The organism is Luteibacter aegosomatissinici (genome assembly GCF_023078495.1).
GTDB classification, from domain to species: domain Bacteria; phylum Pseudomonadota; class Gammaproteobacteria; order Xanthomonadales; family Rhodanobacteraceae; genus Luteibacter; species Luteibacter aegosomatissinici.
Map to the genome: position 1 here is coordinate 2,227,560 of NZ_CP095742.1, position 22,051 is coordinate 2,249,610.

8 protein-coding genes are annotated in these 22,051 nt (G+C 64.7%); 1 reads left to right on the top strand and 7 read right to left on the bottom strand.

Annotated features, from left to right (window positions below; all coding sequences use genetic code 11):
• Positions 1–14: 14 nt before the first annotated feature.
• From L2Y97_RS10055 to L2Y97_RS10080, 6 genes are all read right to left on the bottom strand, one after another.
• The gene (locus L2Y97_RS10055; RefSeq protein WP_247436234.1) at positions 15–6,401 is read right to left on the bottom strand and encodes a non-ribosomal peptide synthetase; all 6,387 of its coding nucleotides are present in this window, start codon (positions 6,399–6,401) and stop codon (positions 15–17) included.
• Positions 6,398–13,117: a polyketide synthase gene (locus L2Y97_RS10060; protein WP_247436237.1), complete on the bottom strand. Its 6,720-nt coding sequence runs from the start codon at positions 13,115–13,117 to the stop codon at positions 6,398–6,400. Before L2Y97_RS10060 ends, L2Y97_RS10055 begins: the two co-directional genes overlap by 4 nt.
• 771 nt (positions 13,118–13,888) lie before the next feature.
• Entirely contained in the window at positions 13,889–14,689 is an 801-nt protein-coding gene (locus L2Y97_RS10065) for a hypothetical protein (RefSeq protein WP_247436240.1), read from the bottom strand.
• Entirely contained in the window at positions 14,617–16,404 is a 1,788-nt protein-coding gene (locus L2Y97_RS10070) for a hypothetical protein (RefSeq protein ID WP_247436242.1), read from the bottom strand. Before L2Y97_RS10070 ends, L2Y97_RS10065 begins: the two co-directional genes overlap by 73 nt.
• A gap of 70 nt (positions 16,405–16,474) precedes the next feature.
• A complete protein-coding gene (locus tag L2Y97_RS10075) occupies positions 16,475–18,775 on the bottom strand; it encodes a hypothetical protein (RefSeq protein WP_247436245.1) in 2,301 nt (766 codons plus the stop codon).
• 329 nt (positions 18,776–19,104) lie between these two features.
• Complete coding sequence (locus L2Y97_RS10080) at positions 19,105–19,824, bottom strand: hypothetical protein (protein WP_247436248.1); 720 nt, start codon at positions 19,822–19,824, stop codon at positions 19,105–19,107.
• Positions 19,825–19,932: 108 nt separating this feature from the next.
• Here L2Y97_RS10080 and L2Y97_RS10085 point away from each other — a divergent pair, with 108 nt between their 5' ends.
• Positions 19,933–20,625 carry a J domain-containing protein gene (locus tag L2Y97_RS10085; RefSeq protein WP_247436251.1) on the top strand — a complete coding sequence of 231 codons (693 nt, stop codon included), beginning with the start codon at positions 19,933–19,935 and terminating at the stop codon, positions 20,623–20,625.
• On the opposite strand, the gene L2Y97_RS10090 is transcribed toward L2Y97_RS10085, so the two are convergent.
• Entirely contained in the window at positions 20,626–22,026 is a 1,401-nt protein-coding gene (locus L2Y97_RS10090) for a TIGR03013 family XrtA/PEP-CTERM system glycosyltransferase (protein WP_247436254.1), read from the bottom strand.
• Between the last annotated feature and the right edge of the window lie 25 nt (positions 22,027–22,051).

The following is a 22,051-nucleotide window of genomic DNA, read 5'->3' on the forward strand; positions in this document are numbered from 1 at the left end:
GATGACGTCGCAACTCAGCCGCGCCCGAACAGCCTGCCGAACAGGCCGCCGCGTTTGGCTGTGGGTGGCGCGGTAGGCGTCGCCATCGCCAGGTCAGCCGCCAGGGTGCCCAGCGTGCCGTTGGCGATATCCAGCAGGTTCATCTGGATACCGGTCAGCTTTTGCACGCGTTGCGCCATGTCGACCGCCAGCAGCGAGTGGCCGCCCACGTCGAAGAAGTTATCGCTGGTGCGTACCCGGCTCATGCCGAGCAGTTCGTGCCACACGCTGGCGAGCAGGCGCTCGCTTTCCGTGCTCGGCTCAGTACCGGCGCCGTCGGCTTGCGCGAACGCGGTACGTTCCTCCGGTAGCGGCAGCGCATCCACATCCGGCTCGCCGGTGGGCAGCAGCGGCATGGCATCGAGCAGCATGAGGTGGGTGGGCATGGACCATGCGGGCAACTGCGCCGCGAGGGTGGCGCGCAGGCCTTCCAGATCGAGCTGGTAGCCGGGTGCGGTCACGGCGTACGCATCGATACGCTGTTCGCCAAGGCGGTTAGTCCGCGGCACGGCCAGCGCTCGCACGACGCCGGTCTGCGTGCGCAGCACGGCTTCCACGGCGGCAGGTTCGACGTCGAGGCCCTGGCGGCGGATCCGGCGGTCATCGCGGTCCAGCACCTGCACCTGGCCATCGGCCAGCCAGCGGCCCCGGTAACCGGTGCGCAGCAGGTGTTCGTCGTTGCTGGCGTGATCGGCGGTGGCGCGCGTACCAAAGCGCTGCGAGAGCGCATGGCCGGCGATCGCGACGTCACCGGTCGCGCCGATGGGGCAGGGCTCGCCATCGCTATCGAGGACCCAGAGCTCGTTGCTACCGATCGGACTGCCCGCGTGCAGTGCATCCGCCGCGCGTTCCACGCGGCCGCAAGTCGCCACCGGTGCGGTCATCGCATCGCCGAACAAGGTCCACAGGCCGGCCGTGGCATCGGCGATCCGTGACGCCGTGTCCTGCGTCGGCGTGCCGCCGAGCATGGCGGCGCGCAGCTGCCCGTCGCCGGCCCAGCCCTGGTCGAAGAGGGCATTCCAGGTTTCCGGCGAGGCGATGAAGCAATCCAGGTCGGCCAGTTCGCCATGAGCGAGGCCGTGCGGTTCCTGCACTTCCCAGGTGGCGCCACAGGTGAGCGCGAGCAATGGCTCGATCACTGACATGGGATCGGACGGCATGGCGTCGCCGCTGATGCATTGCCCGGTGTCGACCGCCAGCGCCTCACCCAGGCCATGCACCATGGCGGCGATGGCGGTGTGTGAAAGCGACGCGCCATGGGCGCGGCCATCCGGGCCGGGCACGTGGAAGGCGATCGCCGGGGACTCGGCGCAGGCGCGCAGTTCGAAGTTACTGGCATCGCCGACCGTGCCTTCCAGCTCGGCATGGTCAGCATCCAGCCAGAGGGCACAGGCACGTGGCCAGTCCAGGGCGGCTTCCAGGGCCGAATCTCCCAGCAGCACCGTCATGCGGCCGTCAGTGACGATATCGCGCAGGCGGGCCGTGGGGTCGGCACGATCGAGCAATAGCGCCGTGCTGCCGGTGAGGCCGATGGCGAGCAGGCCGGCCAGGCGATCGAAGCCCGGCTCGACGCACAGGCCTACGACAGCGCCATTGCCAGCACCGCGGTCACGCAGCAGCGTGGCCATGCGCGTGGCTTCGCCCACAAGCTGCGCGTAGGTGTGCTTGCGCAGGCCATGCTTCACCGCCGTGGTATCCGGCGTGATCGCCGCCTGCGACTCCACCATGGCGAACAGGTCGGCGGGCAGCGGCGAACCACCGCAGCCCGCGTTCCAGGTGCGCATGCGGTCGCGTTCCAGCGTGCTCGCGGCGGTGAGCTGCCCGACGGCGATGGACGGGTTCTGCGACACGACGTGCATCATGTCCAGGTAGCGCTCGCGCATGAGGCGGGCGGTACCGGCCTGCAGGAGGTCGGCGTTGTAGGTGACGCCGCCGACCATGCCGCGCTGGCTCTCGAGGAACCACATGCCCAGGTCTTCGGTGGCGCCGCTCTGGAACAGCAGGATCTGCTCGTGGTCCAGGCCGCCCCAGTCGATTGCACGCTGGCGGGCGTCCTGGAACGAGAACAGCGCCTGGTACAGCGTGGCGCCCGCGCCGTGGCCGACCTTCAGCTCGCGCTGCAGGTATTCCAGCGGGACATCCGGGCAACCGAAGGCATCGATGGCGGTGCGCTTCACATGGCGTACGAATTCCAGGAACGACAGGCCCGGATCGACATGCACGTGCAGCGGCAGCAGGTTGTTGAAGTAGCCCATGACCGATTCGACCTCGGTCTGGTTGCGTGCCCGCACCGGCGTGCCCACCACCAGGTCGCGCTGGCCCGCCGAGCTGGAGAGCATGGCGAAGTAGAGGGCCAGGAGGGTCATGTTGAGCGTGGCATCCGCCTGGCGCGCCACCTCGTGCATGGCATCGGTGTGCTCGCGCGAGACATGGATCCATTCCGTGCGGCCGAGGCCGGACATCCCGGGGCGGCGCGGGTAATCGGTCGGGAGTGCGCGCACATCACCCACCTGGGCCAACCGGTCGCGCCAGAACGAAAGCTGGGTCTGGAACGCGGGCGATTCGAGCCAGTGCGCGTGCCATTCAGCGTAATCGCCGTAGGTGACGGGCAGCGGTGCGAGGGGCGAGGGCTGGCCGGATGCGAACGCGCGGTACAGCGCGGAGAGTTCGTTGTAGAAGATGTCGAACGACCAGCCGTCCCAGATGATGTGGTGCGGCATGAAGAACATGGCGTGTTCGTTATCGGACAGCTTGAACAGCTTCGCGCTGAACAGCGGTGCCGTGCCGAGGTTGAACGGGGTATCGGTGAGCTCGCGCAGGCGCGCCATCAGGCGCTCCTCGCGGGCCTCGGGCGCCAGATCGCTCAGGTCTTCGGCAGGGAACAGCGGGTAGTTCAGCTGCGCCTGCACCACCTGCATCACGTCGCTGCCCATGTCGCGGATGGCCGTGCGCATGCTCGGCTGGCGCTGGATCAGTGCCTGGAACGCCATCTCGAAGGCGTGCTCATCCATGTGGCCGCGCAGGCGGTGTGCCGACGGGGCGTTATAGGTGACACGGCCGGGGTGCATCTTCTCCAGCGCCCACAGGCGCCGTTGCATGAGCGACAGCGGTGCGTGGTCCTGCTCGGCGTCCACGCGATGGATAATCGGCTCGGCGGCCGGCGTGCCGCCGCTCGACACCTGCGTGCCGATGGCCGCGGCGAGCTGCTCGATCGTGGGGGCGTCGAACAGCGTGCGGAAGGAGAGGCTGATGCCGAACTCGCGATTGAGCTTGGCGGTGAGTTGTGCGGCTAGCAGCGAGTGGCCGCCCAGGGCGAAGAAATCGTCGCGCACGTCCAGGTCAGGCAGGCACAGCACGGCTTCCATGGCGGCGGCGACACGGCGCTCGTCATCATTGCGCGGGGCGATGCGCTCGCCGGCTTCGGCCAGCGAATGCGCCATCGGCGCGGGCAGGCTCTTGCGGTCGATCTTGCCGTTGGGCAGTAGCGGAATCGCATCCATCAGCATGATGTGCTGCGGCACCATGTAATCCGGCAGGCGGGCGCGCAGGCGGCCGCGCAGCAGGTCCTCGTCCAGCGACATGCCCTCGCGTGCCACCACGTACGCCACCAGGCGCACATCGCCCGGGCGGTCTTCGCGCGCGATGACGACGGCGCGTGCCACTTCCGGCACGTCCGCGAGCACGCATTCGATCTCGCCTGGCTCGATGCGGTAACCGCGGACCTTCACCTGGAAATCCAGGCGGCCCAGGTGTTCCAGCATGCCGTTGGCCAGCCAGCGGCCACGGTCGCCGGTCTTGTACATCCGCGAGCCTTCGTTCTCCGACCACGGATCGGTCAGAAACCGCTCGGCGGTGAGGTCCGGGCGTTCGAGGTAGCCCAGTGTGACGCCGGCGCCACCGATATGGATCTCTCCCGGCACGCCGAGTGGGCAATGGTTGCCCTGCTCATCGAGGATGTGCACGGTGGTGTTAGCGATGGGGCGGCCGATATAGATGCCTTCGCGCGGATCGGAAACCCGCCAGTAGGTCGAGTACACCGTCGTTTCGGTGGGGCCGTAGCCGTTCCATACTTCGCCGCAGCGATCGAGCAGGGCCTCGGCCAGGTCCACCGGCAGCGGCTCGCCGCCGGAGACGGCGCGGAACGCGGGGCGGCCATGCCAGCCGGCATCCACCAGCAGGCGCCAGCCGGCCGGCGTCGCCTGCATCATCGTGGCGTCGCTTTCTTCAATCAGGTGGCGAAGCTGCGCGCCATCGCGCACGTCGTCACGGCCGGCGATTACGATCTCGGCACCGCTGGTGAGCGGCAGCATCAGTTCCATGAAGGCGATATCGAACGACAGCGTCGTAACCGCCACCAGGCGATCATCCGGGGCGATGCCCGGCACGCGCTGCATGCTGGTCAGGAAGTTGCCTGCGGCGCGGTGCGGCACACGCACGCCCTTCGGCCGGCCCGTGGAGCCGGAGGTGAAGATGACATAGGCCACCGAATCGGGCGTGGCGGCCTTGCGGTTGCGGTCGGGGCGCTCGATGCAGGCATGCACCACTTCGTCGCTGTTGAGTGCGAGCACGCGTGCCGCATCGAAGGCGAACGTAAGCGGGGTATCGTCATCCACGAGCAGCGCGGCGAGCGAGGCGTCTTCCGCCATGAAGGCCAGGCGATCGGCCGGGAACGCCGGATCCAGCGGGACGTAGCCCGCGCCGGACTTCATCACGCCCAGCACGGCAGCGACCATGTCCAGGCCGCGGGCGAGCGAGATGCCCACCAGCATGCCGTGGCCGATGCCACGTTCACGCAGGCTGTTGGCGATGCGGTTGGCGCGCGACTCCAGCGCGGCGTAGGTGAGCGAGCGGTCGGCGTAGCGCACCGCGGCGCGCTCGGGCGCGCGGTCTACCTGCTGCTCGAAGTATTCGTGGGCCAGGCGCAGTTCGGGGAACGGCGTGGGCGCCGGCTGCAGCGCGGCCAGTTCGCGATACACGGCATCGGAGACCAGCGGCAGCTTCGCCACCGCTTCCTTCGCGTCGTGCGCGGCCTCGCGCAGCAGGGTGGCGTAAGCATCCAGCCAGCCCTGGATCGTGGCGCCTTCGAACAGGTCGGCGTTGTACTGGCATTCCAGGCGCAGCGCGCCATCGACCTGCACCGCGTTGATGAAAAGCTCGAAGTTCTCGTATTCGCGCGGAATCGCCTCCACGCTGAAGCGCAGCCCCGGGAAACGCACGGTGCTCTCATCCAGCACGGCATCCAGGTTGAACAGCACGCTCACCAGCGGCAGGCGCGAGGGATCGCGCGCCATGGAGAGCTTGGGCAGCAGGCTGCCCAGGGTGTAACGCTGGTGCTCGAACGCATCGAGCAGGTCGTTGCGTACGGTGCCGAGGGTGGTGGCGAAACTGGCGGCGTCGTCGATCTGTGCGCGCAGTGGCAGCACGTTCACCGCGTGGCCCACCAGGGTATCCAGGCCTTCGGCGGCCTGGCCGGCGGTGGGGATGCCGATCACCACATCATCCTGGCCGGCCACGCGGCGCAGCAGCAGGGCGAATCCGGTGAGCAGCGTGGCGTAGAAACTGGCGCCGTGGGATGCGCCGAGGCGCTTGATGGCGGCGACCTCGGCGGCATCCAGGGTGCGGTCTTCGCGCCGTGAAGTAAACGTACGGCGGCGCGGACGCGAGCGGTCGGTGGGGAGGTCCAGCGCTGGGGCCGTGCCGGCAAAGCGGGCTAGCCAGTACTGTTCGTCTTCCCGTGCCGTTCCCGTACCGGCGTGCGTGGCTTCGGCCAACGCGAAGTTCGTGAACGCGAGCGCGGCGGCCGGGCCGGGGCCCTGGCCGGTGCGCTGCGCGTAGAGGGCGGCAAGATCGCGCACGATCACGCCGAACGACCAGCCGTCGCACACGATGTGGTGTGCGGCAACGGTCAGGATATGGCGATCCGCCGCCAGCTTGAACAGCTCGGCGCGGACCAGGGGGCCGTGTTCCAGATCGAACGGCGTGGTGACGATGCGCGAGTACGCCGCCATCAGGCGGGCATCGCTTTCGAACGGGGCCAGCAGGCTGAGGTCGTGGAACGCGATGGGTACGCTCACGTGTTCGGCGATGAACAGGCTTTCGCCATCACCGCTGAACGTGGCGCGCAGGGCTTCGTGGCGCTCCACGATCGCCTGCACGGCGGTTTCGAGGGCCGGCACGTCGAGCAAGCCCTTCAGGTTGATGGCAATCGCCTCGTTGTACGCCAGCGAGGCTTCCGGCTCCAGCCGGGATGCCAGCCACACCTCGCGTTGCGGTTCCGTCGTCGGCACAAGGTGCGCGACAGGCGCACCGGCGAACGGGTCGTAGTCGACCGCCGTGGCGGCGGCCAGCTCGTTGGGCGTCATGCGGTAACCCTCAGGTACTTGCCCGGCGCATCCGGGTTAGGAACGAACCACGCGGGCTGGCCATCCGGATCCTTGCCCAGCCGGGCACCAGGCACCGGCGGGTGGTTCGGATCGAAGCTGGCCGCTTCGCGGTGGCGCGGCAGGAATTCCGCTTCCTGCATTTCAAGGATCGATTCGCGGAACGCGTTCGTGATGGCAGCGAAATCTTCCTCACGGTGCGCGGTGGTGAAGAAGCAGGGGAAGTTATCCAGGATGTGGATGCCGCGGCTGCGCATCATCGCGAACAACAGGTCCTGCAACGGGTGGTCTTCGGTAAACGTGGTCTTCCACACCGAGGCAAAGTGCACCACCTTGATCGGGGCGCCGACGGCAGCGCAGAACGCGTTCATATCGTCCGCCATGGCGGTGACCTTGGCGTTGAGCGCGGACTGCAGCTGGGCGCCCTCGTTGGCGAGGTGGGTGAGCACCGCATGCGCCGCGGCCAGGGCCAGCGGGTGGCGCACGAAGGTGCCGGCGAAGTAGGTGACGCCGACCGTCGGGACCGAGGCATCCCCGAAGCGCCAGTCACCGCCATCCAGCGCATCCATGAAACGCCGCTTGCCAGCGATGACGCCAATCGGGAAGCCTCCGCCGACGACCTTGCCGTACGAGGCCATGTCCGCGTCGATCCCCAGCACTTGCTGGGCGCCGCGCGGATGGGAACGGAAACCGGTGACCACTTCATCGAAGATGAGCAGCGAGCCGGCTTCTTCGGTGATGGCACGCAGTTCCTGCAGGAATTCGATGGGCTGGAAATCCGGGCGGCGGCTCTGCACCGGCTCCACCAGCACCGCGGCGATCTCGTGCGCACGCTCGCGGATGATCTGCAGGGATTCGGGGGTGCCGTAGTCCAGCACCAGCACGTGTTCGGAGGTGTTGCGCAAGATACCCGGCGCGGCGGGCACCGATTTCAGCTTCTTGGTGCCGCGGACGATCACCTCATCGAAGATACCGTGGTACGAACCGGTGAAGATGACCAGGGTGTCGCGGCCGGTGACCGTGCGTGCGACGCGCACGCAGCCCATCACGGCTTCGGAGCCCGTGTTGCACAGCGCAGCGCGGTCGAAGCCGGTAAGCTCGCAGACCTGCTTCGCCACGGTGCCGGCCAGCGGGTGCTGCGGGCCGATTTCATAGCCGGCATCGAGCTGCGCCCGCACCGCATCGAGCACGAAATCCGGCTGCCAGCCGAACAGGTTCATGCCGAAGCCGTTCAGGGCATCGACATATTCGTTGCCGTCCAGGTCCCATACCTTCGGACCCTTCGAGCGTTCGACCACGATCTGGTAGATGATTTCCTTCACCAGCGGGCGGAAGCCATTCACCACGCGCGGATCGGCCAAGTGGGCGCGATGCTCGGTGGTGTAGGCCTTGGAGGCCTTGGTGCGCTCGATGTAGCGGCGCATGAAGGCATCCAGGCGGGCGCGCTGGCGGCCGGTAAGGTCGGTGCCACCGGTGTGGATGCGGGCGATGGCGCCGAAGGCCTTTTTGACGTCGTAGGTGGTGTGGGCGAGGGCGGCCTCTTCCACGTCGTTCGCTGCGTTTGCCGGCTGCGCCGGATGGCTCTCTGTAGGAGCGTGCTTCGCACGCGATCCGCCGGCATCACCGGTGGCCAACGAAGCGGCATCGCCATTCACCTGCACAGGGGCGGCCGGCACCACCGGCATCACCGCCACCGAAGCCTGGTTCGCCACCGGTGCGGCAGCACCCGACAGCAACGCCAACTGTTCCCGCATGATCTGCATCTGCTGTGCGATCACATCCTGGATCAGCCCACCACCGGCCGTTACAGGCGCAGCCGGCGCTACCGCCATGGCCGGTGCGGCAGGTGCCGGCACGGTCACGGGTGCCGCCGGCGCGGTATCCGCCGGCAGGAGACGATCGATATGCGCCGCAAGGCGCTCGAACGAAGAACACCCATCCATCAGTTCCCGGAAGGTGATCTTCAGGGCATAGGTTTTCTGCAGCTGCAACGCCACCTGGGTGAGCGAGAGCGAATCCAGGCCCAGTTCCACGAAGTTCGCACCCGGGTCGATATTCTCCAGTTCCGTGCCCGAGACATCCTCGAACAGGGCGACGAGTTCCGTGACGAGGCGCTGTGGGCGGTTGGATGTGGCGGGCATAGCGTGCTCCAAGGACTGGGGCGAAGAAGGAAGGGTTTTGGCTTCATCCGTGGCAACCTGCGACAGAGGCAGTCCCGCGGCAATCGTCGTCACGGACGCAGGCGTACGCGCTTCAACCCAATGCCGCTTCCGCTCAAACGGATACGTCGGCAGGCGCACACGGCGGCGCTGTTCACGGTGATCGAATGCGTCCACGTCGACCTGAACTCCCGCGGCCCACAGGGAGCCTGCGGCATTCAACATCGCCGCGCGTTCCTCACCGGCGTTATCACCCAGGCTGGCGATCAACGTCCGGCCGCGCGCCTGCGCATGCTGCCGCCCCAACTGGGTCAGGCTGCTGCGCGGGCCCACTTCGACAAAGGCCAGCGTCGATTCCTCGAGGGCATGCAAAAGCGCCGGCGAGAAGCGCACGGTGTGGCGCAGGTGGTAGGTCCAGTACTCGGCCGAGGTGGCTTCCTCATCGGAAAGCGGCAACCCGGTCGCGGTGGAAATGATCGGCAGCGTCGGCGCACGCAGGGCGATCCCGGTGACCTCGGCGCGGAACGCCTCCACCACCGGATCCATCATCGCCGAGTGGAACGCGTGCGAGGTGTGCAGCAAGCGGCACGCGACGCCTTCGGCTTCCAGTGCCACGCGGAAGGCTTCGACGTCCTCGTGGGTTCCGGAGACCACCGTGGCGTTCGGCGCGTTCTCAGCGGCCAAAGACAAAGCACCCGAGAGCCGCGCCCGCAGTTCGGCGGCCCCCAGGCGAACGGAAAGCATGGCGCCTGAAGGCAGCGCCTGCATCAGGCGGCCGCGCCGCGCGACCAGGCGCGCCGCATCGGCGAGGGGCATCACGCCGGCGAGTGCCGCGGCAGCGAATTCGCCGACGCTGTGGCCGATCATGGCGACCGGCTGCACACCCAGGCTCATCCACAGGCGAGCCAGCGCGTATTCCAGCGCAAACGTCGCGGGCTGGGTGAGGGCGGTGGCTTTCAGCGCGTCGGCATCGTCATCGAACATCCGCTCACGCAGGTCGAAGCCGAGCTCATCACGCAGCGCGCAGGCGACTTCATCGATCGCGGCGCGGAATACCGGCTCGGTGGCATGCAGTTCACGGCCCATGCCGGCGTACTGTGAACCCTGGCCGGGGAACAGGAACACCACGCCGGGTGCGGGGTTGCTGCTGGTGTGGCAGATTGCGGCGGCGGCGATATCGCGCAGGCGCACTTCGGCATCGGTCGCCGAGACCGCGACGACGTGCGTGCGCTGGCCAAACGCCTTGCGGCCCTTGGCGAGAGTGAACGCGGTATCGGCCAGGTTGCCATCCGGATGCATGGCCAGGTGATCGGCCAGGCGGGCGGCAGCGGCAGCGAGGGCCGCCGGTGTGCGTGCAGAGAGGGTCAGCAACTGGGCGCCCGTCGCCGCATCCGAAGGCGTGCGTGCCGGGGCTTCTTCCAGGATCACATGGGCATTGGTGCCACCCACGCCAAACGAGCTCACGCCAGCGAGCAGCGGGCCGGCACTCTGCCAGGGCCGCAGCGTATCGTTCACGACGAACGGCGAGGCATCCAGGTTCAGCCGCGGATTCGGCGCGGTGAAGTGCAGCGAAGGCGGCAGGCGCCGTTCGCACATCGCCAGCGCGGTCTTGATTACACCGGCCGCGCCGGCGGCCATCACGAGGTGGCCCACATTGCTCTTCAGCGAACCGATCGCGCAGAAGGCACTGTCGTTGGTCGTCTGGCGGAAGGCCTGGGTCAGGCCTTCGATTTCGATGGGATCGCCGAGCGGCGTGGCGGTGCCGTGCGCCTCGACGTAGGAGATATCACGGGCTTCCACCTCGGCGTTATCCAGCGCCATGGTGATCACGGCGGCTTGGCCGGCGGCGTTGGGTGCCGTAAAGCTGGCCTTGACGGCGCCATCGTTGTTCACGGCCGCGCCGCGGATTGTCGCGTAGATGGGATCGCCATCGCGCAACGCGTCGGACAGGCGCTTCAGCAGCACTACGGCGGCGCCATCGCTGAACACGGTGCCCTGCGCGTTCACATCGAACGTGCGGGTGTGGCCATCCGGGGAAAGCATGGAGCCTTCCTGCGCGATGTAGCCGCTGTTCGGCGGGCAGGCGATGGAGGCGCCTCCCGCGAGCGCCATATTGCAGCGGCCGGCGCGCAGCGCATCGAAGGCCTGGGCGATCGCTACCAGCGAGGTGGAGCAGGCAGTGTTGACGCTGATCGCCGGGCCGGTGAGGTTGAGCTTGTGGGCCACGCGTGTGGCCACGTAATCCTTCTCGTTGCCCAGCATGACCTGGAACGCACCGAGCTTTTCGATCAGGTCGGGGCGGCCGCTGATGTGCTTCTGGTAGTACGTGGCGTTGTGCATGCCACCGAACACGCCAACCGGCACCTCCTGCCCATCGGGTACGTAACCGGCGCGCTCCATGCATTCCCAGCACAGCTCCATGAACAGGCGCTGCTGAGGATCGGTCAGCTCGGCCTCGCGCGGCGACATGCCGAAGAACGGCGCGTCGAAGTCGCCGGCGTTGTCGACGATGCCACGCGCGAGCACGTAATCGGGATCCTCGCGATCGCTGGCCGGCACGGCTGGGTCCAGTTCCTCGGGGGCGAAGAAGCGGATGGATTCGCGGCCTTCGCAGAGGTTATCCCAGAAGGTTTCGACATCCGGCGCACCGGGGAAGCGCCCGGCCATGGCGATGATCGCCACCGGTTCGCCCCCCGCTGGCGCGCCACTCGCCAGGCGGCCTGCCAACGCCTGCCGGGTAGCGCGCCCCTCAATGGTGGCCGCCACGGCGGCCGGGGTCGGCTCCGCGAAGAAGCCGACCAGGGTGGGGACAGCGGACAACTCCGCGTGGATACGCGCCATGGCACGCGTAGCCAGCAGCGAGTTGCCGCCGAGGTCAAAGAAGTTGTCTTCGCGGCCGACGCGTTCCACGCCGAGGGTTTCCGCGAAGACGTTACAAAGCGTCTGTTCCGTCGCGCCACGTGCCGCCACGAACGCCGCCGCCAACTCCGGCCGCGCACGATCCGGCGCCGGCAACGCATTGCGATCCAGCTTGCCATTGGCATTGATCGGCAGCGCATCCATCCGCACCCACGCCGTCGGCACCATGTACTCGGGCAGTGCCTTTGCCAGCTGATCCCGCAACGACCGTGCATCAACCTCGTAGGAGCCCACCCTGTGGGCGACATCTTTCGCCTCAGTCCCCACGACGTAATAAGCCACCAACCGCTTATCCCCAGGCTGGTCTTCGCGAGCGATCACAGCAGCAGCGGCAACACCCGGCAGCGCCCGCAACGCAAACTCCACCTCACCGGTCTCGATCCGGTACCCACGAATCTTTACCTGCCCATCCACCCGGCCGATAAACGCCAGGTTCCCATCGGGCAGGTAACGCACCAGATCGCCGGTGCGATAAAGCATTCCGTGTTCGGAGGCGATAAACCGCTCGGCAGTGAGCTCCGGCCGGTTGAGATAACCACGGGCCACACCGGTACCGCCGATGTAAAGCTCACCAATCTCATCACTCACCACCGGCTGGCGGTTTTCATCCCACACGTGGAGGGAGGTCTCACCAATCGCCATGCCAATGGGAATCGCCCCCGCGTCATCCGGCAGTTCGTGCGGAATGCGGTAGGTGGTCGTAAACGTGGTGCATTCGGTCGGGCCGTAACCATTCATCAGCGTGGTAGCGGGCAGGGCAGCCAGCGCCTTGCGCACGTGCGGCACCGAGAGCGCCTCGCCACCGGTCAGGATGCAACGCAGGCCTGCCAGGTTGCTTGCATCGTCATCGACGATGGCGTTGAACAACGCAGCCGTTAGCCAGGCGACTTCAGCGCCATGCTTCTCAACGGTCCGGGCAATGCCGCAGCCTGTCGGCACGCGCTGCTGGTAAACCACACAGGTACCGCCATTCAACAGCGGCCCGAAGAGTTCCAGTGTAGAGGCATCAAAGCCCAGCGGCGCCGCATGCAAGACTCGCGGCGCGTCAAAATCAATGTAGTCAGATTTCAGCACCAGCCGAAGGATCGACTTATGCCGGATCTCCACGCCCTTCGGCGTGCCCGTAGAGCCGGACGTATACATGGCATAAGCCAAATCATCACCCGAGCCACTGTTGGAGCGCGCTTGCGCTCGATGGTATTGCGAGACAGCATCCAGATCGCCCATCCCAAACACCGGAACCTCAGCCACCTCCATGGCGGCCGGTTCATCGGCGATCACCGCGGCAACATCCGCATCGCGCAGCGCAAATGCAACCCGCTCCGCCGGCCATGACCCATCAATCGGCAGATAGGCAGCGCCCGCTTTTAACACGCCGAACACGGCAACCACGGCCAGCGCTGAGCGCTCCATCAACAAAGCGACGTACGACCCAGCCTCCACCCCCGCCGCCATGAGCCCGGCCGCAACGACATCGCTACGTGCATCCAGCTCAGCGTAAGTCAGTGTCAGATCATCGGAGGCGATAGCGATGCGCTCGGGATACTGCGCCACTACCTGGGCAAAACGCCCATGCACCGTGGCATCCAGGGAAGCATCCGGGAGAAACAGATCATTCATGGCCAAACCCCGTGCCGGGCATCCGGCGACAGGACGTCATAGGCCGAATGGCCAGGCCCGCAGCCCCCGTGCCGGCCACACCGGCCGGCACGTACCGCGACGCCCCCTGGTCCTTCGTACCCAGCACCTTCCTGTCGGCCTTCATGCGATCCCCCGTGATACAGCGCAGGGCGGAAAGGCACCTGCGCTCGCGGGATTATTTATAGGCTTTGGAAGGGGCGGGGCCTATACAACCAGAGGGCTAGCCGGGGGTGGGCATTTGGCCGATGTGTAACGCCCAAGAATGATGGTTGGGACTACGCTGGTCCACAGCTTTGGTATTGAGCCTCACCTTAATGGCCGAAATCGTTCGCGACGGATTCGAAGGCGTATAGCGCGCCAAAGTCCAGCCCATTGTGCCTGTGCGGCCATTGATCATGGGCTCGTGCAGCGCGGCGGGACGCACCGGCAAAGCCGTCGTCGCCGTTGGAGTCACGCGATGCATGCGGAAAGGAATGACATCCTTGCCTGGCCTGTGAGTCATGAGTGGATCTCCGTATGCTCGGGGTGACGAGTCCATGTTTGCCGCGCAAGGCTGAATCCAGCACGGCACGTTTTCTTAACGGGCGTTTCGGCCATCGTGCGGTGCCCCGTGAAGAAGGCCTATGCGGAAGGCGCCTGCGCTCACAGAAACGTTTGTAGGCCTTCGAGTGGGTGGGCCAACCCGCCTGAGGTATAGTTAAGAATGGGCGTTCCGCAAGTAATGCAGATAATCCTAAATCACTCCGTACGTCAATCAAGGACCTCGATATTGTCGATCTCTAGGATAGATCCTATCGGACCGACAATGTGAAAGTATACGCTAATATCTTTACCGTTATGCTCGGCGATATACTCGCCAGGTACATTGGGTGTGATGTAATGTCTAGGATAAGTGGGCGGGAAGCTGCCGTCACTCGCCGTGTACTCGGAGTTTGCGTCCGAATAAGCGCTAAATCTAACGCGCTTGGCTTTGGCCTTAAAGGTGACCCCCAGTTCCGTCGACACAGTGTTTGAGTGTCTAGTCATTCGCAGCACACGTCCGCCAAGATAGTCGCCTCGTGTTGATTCGACGATTGACGTGTGGCGTGCGTCCGACGGATACATCGAGAATGTCATTTGCGGCCGTTCAAATGGCCTTCCAATACCACCGATGGGTGCTGTTTCAAAGTCCTCGACCTCTCGCCGCTTTATAACGCGGACTGGGTACGACTTACGTTGAGGCGGTGTAGATGAGTCGCTCACCGTCACTACGGCGTTGCCTACCAAAATTGCGTGCACGTTGCCGTTCGATGCCGCTAACACGACATCATCAGAATCGGCCTCATAGTCGTAACGGGGCCTGCCACCCGTTGCAGTGCGATTCGCGGTTTCGCCTACTTCCAGGATCATTTCAGAGGAATCAATGTAGAGGGGGTCCTTTGTGCCGATAAAGAATGCTAAAGATAGGGACGTAATCCCGCCGATCGCATATGTTACCGTCACTTCGCTATCACGATTGCCATCAATATAAGGTGCATTGATTCGAAACTCGATTGAGCCTGACGACGGCACCGTTCCGGTAGTTGTATACGGAACTTTCCCGACCAGTGCAGCGTGACCGTCGTTCCTGGCGTAAGTGAGGGGGATTTTGGAATGGCGACACGGGTGGAGGGAAGATCCGGGTCAAGTGAGCCATCCATTACATCGGGCACATTTGGCGCGGGAAGCTCGGGTTCCGCGCCTGCCCGTCTTATTCTCAAAGTCAGTGTATGGGATACGACTGGTGTCGATCGAGTGCGGCCTGATTGATTGACGACCGGGGTGGTCGGCTGTGTTACCTCATAATGAAAGTAAGCAGTTCCGTTGCTCACTTCTTGAAGTTTCGAGGCGGGGCAATAGAAGACTATGGTGCGGCCGATGTCACCCGAGGAAAGGTTAAATTGATCGGTCCAGTACGTGTTAGCTCCACTGGCATGGCCAGCGACCACCACTTTCACCAATGTCCCGTTGTGCATTAATCTATCGTCGAAGGGCACTTCGACAACGATGTAATTACCATGGGCGAATGGATCGAGTTCGCCGCCCGCGGCCTGAGGCACTTCAGGCGGCGGTAAACCGACGTCGGGCAGGTCGCCCACCCGATAAGTACGCCGCTTCGAAAGCACCTTGTCGCCCTGGCGTACGTACCATACCCGCACCGTGCCGCCGGCCGCTTCTAACGCCGCCGCATTCTCAATGCGTGCATCGAGGTAAAGCTGGTCGTCTTCGTCGTTGAAAGCCAGATCCACTGACTCATAAGCGACCACCTCCCCGCTGGCCAGCGTGGCTTCCCACCAGGCGTTGACGACGTCACCTTCGACCAGGTTGCGGACGGGTACGCGAAGGATGAGGTGGTTGCTCCCCACCTTGTCGAGGTCCACCACGCCTTCGACCGATGTGCCATCGGCGTAGAGCAGTTGCGGCGCAACCAGCATGCCCGGATCGATATCGACAAGCGGCTCAGCGTAAGGCGCGTACTTGGACCAGTTCCCGGCGATGTCGGTAATGTAGTAACTCACGGGGACCCTGCCGCCGCCGACGCGGGCGATGATTTCGGGAGGCACCTGCACGGTCAGTGCGCCATCGGTCGATGTCACGGCGAGGAAGAACTGGTTGCGCGGGCCACCCCATTCGACCGTAATGCGATCGCCGATGTATCGCACGTCATAACCTTCGATCACGATCCACACCGGTGTATCCAGATCCGGGACGGTGCTCGGTGTGATCGTCGGCTTTGGCAGGTTCTCGTTTTCGGGGGTGGCGCCGATGGGATCGGGGCCACCGGGTTCGCTGCACTTGACGACGACAGTGGCTGATAATGAATCGTCGTTACTGCCTCCGCCGTAGACCAGGCGTACAAAGACTGCATGGGTGCCATCGCCGGTGTAGTCGTACCCCGTCGGATCCTGGGTGCCGGCGATGTCCTCACCGCGCACGGCGAAGGTGACACTATCGGTTTCCGTGACGATGGGGAGCGACGCTATGCGTTTCGGCGCGCCGCTCCCATCAACGCCCCAGTAGAGCTCCGCGCTGGCGGGCGGATAGATAATGCCGTCGCTGCTGCATGCCACGTAGACCATCTTGTCCAGCGTGCCCAGCAGGTCCTGGTAACCCAGTGTGGCGCCCGTGCGGCCATTGATCATTGGCTCGTGCAGCGCGGCGGGACGCACCGGCAAAGCCGTCGTCGCCGTTGGTGTCACGCGATGCATGCGGAACGGAATGACATCCTTGCCTGGCCGGTGAGTCATGAGTGGATCTCCGTGTGCTTGGGGTAACGAGTCCATGTTTGCTGCACGGGACGGGTGCCAGTGCAGCGCGCTATCTCATAAAGCGTTCAACATGCTTGATGGCAAATCTGTGCGTGCCGTCGTCATCGAAGGCGGCTTCATGGACGGAGCCAGAACGGCTGGGCATAGCTCGCGAGGGTAAGGCGCTACCCCGAACATCAAACCGCACAAATAGACCCACGGCCGGAGAGCTACCTGTGCCCACGGCATTGGTGATCGACCACTTGATGTGCGAGTGGTACCACTCTGTTCCATGTAGCGTCGGGAAGCGTTCAGGCATCAAGCGGAATAGCACGTATGGTGTGAGCACCGGCGGACGTGTTGGCTCCCCGCCGCCAGGCGGCTCGGGCACGTCACCAGCATCGGCTGGATGCATCGTGTGTGGTGGTGGCAATTCAAACCGGTTCTGACCGATCGCATCACCAAAGCCCAGCACTGGGGCCTCGGTGCCCGAGTGGCCGACCAGGTACATCGGGATCGACACCGTAATGGTGTCAGTATCGGGATCGAAGTTCTCCACCGGCATGGGAAAGGCAATCACCACGCCATTTTCGATATCAGGCAAGTCGACCCATCCTGCGGCGTTGCGACCCATCTCCGGGAGAACCACTTCGCTCAGTGTGCCCTTACCGGGCAGGGCATCCGTGGTCTGGATGGTGATGGCTGTGGATGGGGCCTTGTTGGTATTTATCGTTCCGTCGGTAAGTGTCGTTTCCACCCACCAGGCCAGTTTAACCACGCCCCCTGGCAAGGGCTCGAGTTCATCCCACGGTACAGTAACTTCCAGATAACCAGATGCGGGGTCCAGGTCGATGGCTTCGACGGTGTGGCTGGCGAGTTCATTGCCGTCAGGGTCCCTGATAGATATCGCATCGCCGGTGGTCCAGGCCGGTAGCGGATCGCCATCAGCGTCGTCGGCGAGCGAAAGATAAGGCACTCGCGCGGTGGCATCCTCGCCGCGATCGGCTAGATCAATCAGGTTCAATTTCCCTGACGCGCTCTCCAGGGTAAGGACATCGAGGTTTTCATTGGGCTCGGTCCCCGGATCGGGGTCGACGATGCCGCCAGCCACATGCAGGTTGACCTCAACCGTGTGCGTTTCCGATGTGCCGCGCAGGTTATCGTCCGGCCCGAAAATGCGGTAACGGACGGCAATAGAGATAATGGCGTCGGCTCCCTCGGGATTGCCGGCAAGCCAGGCGGCGAGAATGACCGCATACGATACGACGACCTGGATGTTTTCCGGATCGTCGATCTTGACGAGGGTTGAGGTCTCGTCGGCCCAAAGGATCTGGACGAAGTCATCCTCGGTGATGAGGGGGTTTTCGGGAACCGTGACCACAAGGTTGCCGCGGGCATCCAACTCGGTCACCAATTTGGTGCCGGTATCGTCATCAAAAGCGGGTACGCCAGGTGCCGCGAGATCGTCGATGGCGTCATCCAGCCGCACCTCAAGATAAACCGGTTCCGACAAGCTGGATGCATTTTCTTCGCGTGGAAAGACGTCGACCTGAAAGGCATGCCGGCCGTCACCTAACATTTCGATGAAGGCGCGGTAGAAACGCACAACAACACGTGATGGAACGTCGTCCCATGGGATGACGGCATAGTGGGTCGGGTCGGTGTCCAGTGTCGTAGCAATATACTGGCGGGCCCAGTCGGCAGCCTTTTCTCCACGGTATCCTGGCACCTCGGCTTCGATGTAGTCGCGACCGGCGAACGAATCCACGGTGATGCCATCGCGGACAATATCTGCCGGAAATACCAACTGCCCGAGGAATGCGCCACCGTCGGCTGGCTTGGTCGTATCGATGCCGATGTTGACCTTCAAGCTGTCATCGGAAGCGCCTGTGCCGTAATTCACGCGATACCACATGAGCGTCACGAAGTACTCGTATGGATTGGTCCCGGCAAAGTTGGCGGGTACCGAGAATACGACCGGATCGGGTAACAGCGTGCCGTCAGGTTGTTCCTCAAGATTGATCGTGAGCGCAAGCGACGTGCCATCGACGTAGAGCGTGATCGATTCGCGCCCGGTAGGCGTCGGGATGACGCCGGACAGGGGGCCGAGTGAGACCTCGAACCCGCTCTGATACGCCGCGTACTTCAGAAGCCCATCGATGGGTTCGCCATCGGGTAGGTCGCCGATGGGCCGGGCAAGATCGCCTGCCGCGATCACGGGCAAAGGTAGCTTGGGATCGATGCCCGCTGGGAGGCCGTTACGGCGTCGCCGCGGCTGCCGGCTTTGGGGCGCTAACCAGGCGCGAAACCGATTGCCTACAGACGACCGCCACGCGGTGACTTTTGCCGATCGATTCGACTTCCGTTTCATGATGTTGCCTCCATGCCGCGCGAGAGTGGGCCGATACCGCCCCGGAGCCGACGTGACTTACGCGTCCTGCTGCGATCCTTGCCCAATCCGTTGCCGTAGAGCATCCAGTGCCGGCGAGATCATTCGCCATGCCGCCGTGGTCCGGGGGATATCGTGGAGTGACTATAACTTGCGGAAATAAAAAGAAAATATACCCTTCGTTGTAGGCGCGACTGTCCGTTTCCGGACACCTTTTTCGTGCCGAATTCCGCTATGCCGCCGCAACCCGCATCAGCCCTCGATTCGCACTATCCGAATCCGGACACCTTGTCCGATTTCGATAATTCCGCCTACCGGATCGCGATGATCCACAGCGCCGCTCCCTGGACCGGAGCCGCCGTCCAATGCACCTGGTAGGTACCCGCCTTATCCACCTGCCGCCACGCCACCGCACCCTGCACACCGCTCTCGTCCGGCAACTGCAGGAAGCTGTCGATGAGGGTGAATCCATCGCCCGGCGTTGCCGTCATTTGCTTTACACCCCCATCACCCCACCAGAACGCAAGCAGCGTGGCCGGGCCATCCACGGTGATTTCCTTGCTGGCGACTTCCAATGCCGGGTCGGCGTAATTCTGGGCGAACGACTGCACGCGCGTCGCGTTACGCACCTCGATGAAGGGCAGGGAAAGCTCACCCTTGGGCTCGCCGGCCTTCGCGATGGAAATACGGTGCCCAGGTCCGCCCTTCGCGGCGGTCACCACGTACGCTTTCACGTCGAACCGGTCGCCATAATTGGCGTAAGTCATCGCCCGCCCGAGCGACTTCCAGCGGTTGCCGTAGGTGTCCTTCAGCGTCCCGTCGTTGCTGGCATAGCCAGCGTTAAACGCGATGAATACGCTCCCCGTGGGCGCCGTATCCATCGGTGGGGTCACGGCGGGGTCGCTGCCCAGCCCTTCGCCCTGGCCCAGAAACACGTGCGCGCCCAGCGAGGGGCCGGGCTCGGTGGCCATGGCGCCGGGGCCGCTCAGGCCCAGGGCGGCCGTGGCGGCGATAGAAAAGAGCAAGCGCATGCAAACCCTCCAAAAGTTGTACTTGTCACGAGGCGATAGGTGGGCCACGCTGCACGCTGCGGCGTGTTGGGTACGTATGCCGCACGCCTTCCGTGGGGACCTGCGATCGTGGCAGACGAAACCGACTTCCTCGACCTGTACGGCAAGCTGCGCCTGCAGCCGGATTGCTCGTTGGCCGAATTCAAGCAGGCGTACCGCCGGCATGTGTCGCAATGGCATCCGGACCGGCGCACCCGCGGTGTGCGGGCGGACGCGTTGGCGGCGCGGCGGTTGCAGCGGTTGATGGCGCAGTATTCGGCGGCCATGGAGTTCCACAAGCGGCACGGGCGGTTGCCTGGGGCGGTGGCGGTCAAGGTCGCGCCTGAGGTGCCCAGCAATATCGTGGTGTTTGTGCCGCGGGAGCGTCCCGTGGGGGAGCCTGAGGTGACAGAAGAGCCGGGCGCCGTAGGGATCGCGCGCAAGCGCGCTCGTACGAAGGGCATTGTGTGGCTCGCGGTTATCTCGGTCGTGGGTGTAGCCGCGTGGATGTTTATTCCCGATCCGGATCGGGTGGATCCCTCGGTGGAAGGCATCCCCGTCGTGGCCGCGGAGGCAGAAGCACCCGCTATTGAAGCAGGCGTGATCAGCCTGGGCATGAAGGATAACGAAGTGGTGGCGCTGGAAGGTGAGCCCACCCTGCGTAGCGCGGACCGCTGGGAATACGGCCCTTCGTGGGTACGGTTCGAGGGCGGTTCGGTGGTGGACTGGTACAGCTCGCCGCTCAGGACGTTGCACGTCCAGTCATCGCACGCGCCGCGCTGATCAACGCGCGCCACGGCCGAAGATCACCACTTCAACAGTCTCGATGAGGATCACCAGATCGAGGAACAGGCTGTGGTTCTTAACGTAGAACAGGTCGTACTTGAGCTTTTCGGCGGCATCCTCTTCGGAAGCGCCGTAGGAGTAGCAGAGCTGTGCCCAGCCGGCCAGTCCCGGCTTGATGCTGTGGCGCAGGCTGTAATAGCGGATCTTGCCTTCCAGGTCGGAGACGAACTGCGGCCGTTCAGGGCGGGGACCGACGATGCTCATGTCGCCGCGGACCACGTTCCACAGCTGCGGCAACTCATCAAAGCGAAGCTTGCGGCAGATCTTGCCCACGCGGGTCACGCGATCGTCGTTGGCCTTGGCCCAGCGCGCCACGCCGTCCATCTCGGCATCGGTTCGCATGCTGCGGAACTTGTAGAGCCAGAACGTGCGGCCGTGCTCACCCACGCGTTCCTGGCGGTAAAGGATGGGTTGGCCACGGCCCGATTCCATGCGAATGCACAGCGCGACACCGAGCATCAACGGCCAGCAGAGCAGGGCGATTGCCAGCGAGGCGACGATATCGAACGCGCGCTTGGCGAACAGGGCGATGGGCGTGGCGTTGAAGCCACCGGAGAATACCAGCCACGACGGATCGAGCATGGTCAGCTGTACGCGGCCGGCCTCGCGCTCCACGAACGTCGTGAGGTCCGTGATCTGCACGCCGAGCTGGCGGCAGGCAAGCAGGTCGTCCATCGGCAACGAGCCACGACGGTCATCCACGCCCACCACGATCTCGCTGATGCGCTCGCGCTGCGCTAGCTCGGCGAGCGATGCGTTACGCGGGATCAGCAGCGGTTCCGGCACCTGGGCTACATCGTTCGGGCCCGGCACGTAACCCACGAGGAAGAAGCCACGCCGGTCAGAGCGGCGGCGCATGCGGTTATGGATCTGCGCGGCGCGCTCGCCCGCACCCAGCACCAGCACGCGGCGCTTCAGTGCATCCATCTCCACCAGGCGCATGAACAGGCCGCGGAACGCGGCGGTGGCGATAAAGCCGAAAACCAGGGCCATACCCAGCACGCCGCGGCCGACATAGGCCTGCGGGATCACGTAGTAGCCGACGATCAGTGCCAGGCCACCGAGGATGAAGGCAATGGCGTGCCGTGCGAGCTGCCCGCGCCAGCTCATGCGCAGGTTGCCTCGGTATTCGCCCAACGCCGCCATGCCGAGGAAGATCACCACGGCGAACATCACCGCACGGGCAATCACCGTGTTGTTGGAGGCCTGCAGGTCTTCCGGGGAGGGCGCGAAACGGATCCATGTCGCGAGATTCAACGAGGTGGCGAGCAGCAGCAACTCCACCACGCCGAGCAATGTGAGCCAGCGAACGATCGGCTGTCGAAACAGGCGAAGCATCAGACATCCCCTTTGCGCACGCATC